Annotated in this window: 1 protein-coding gene; it reads left to right on the top strand. The window is 60.5% G+C overall.

Translation table 11 applies throughout. The annotated features are described in order from the left end of the window. Positions 1-18: 18 nt before the first annotated feature. Positions 19-233: hypothetical protein (locus tag RZA67_RS16435; protein WP_317214134.1), on the top strand; the 215-nt coding region annotated here is incomplete at its 3' end.

Here is a 233-nt window from a genome sequence, read left to right as displayed (position 1 = left end):
CTGCGCACGCAGGAGAAGATGCTCAACATCCTGATCGGTGCGGTGACCGGCTCAGCCACCAGTGCGATCTCCAAGGAAGCACTGGCCAGCGCCGCCGATTGGATGCGCCAGGAGTCGATCAAGAACTCGATGCTGTTTGCCGGTGTCGTCGATCCGAGCAATCCGGTGATCATCGATGATGCGGACCCGAACAATCCGACGGTCAAGGACCCGACGGTGCTGGACAACATCGG

Origin of the sequence: Stenotrophomonas sp. C3(2023), from assembly GCF_032911385.1 — a bacterium.
In the GTDB taxonomy this organism is placed as follows: Bacteria; Pseudomonadota; Gammaproteobacteria; order Xanthomonadales; family Xanthomonadaceae; genus Stenotrophomonas.
Note: the sequence above shows the minus strand (reverse complement) of the source record. Positions and strands in the feature narration are given on the sequence as shown.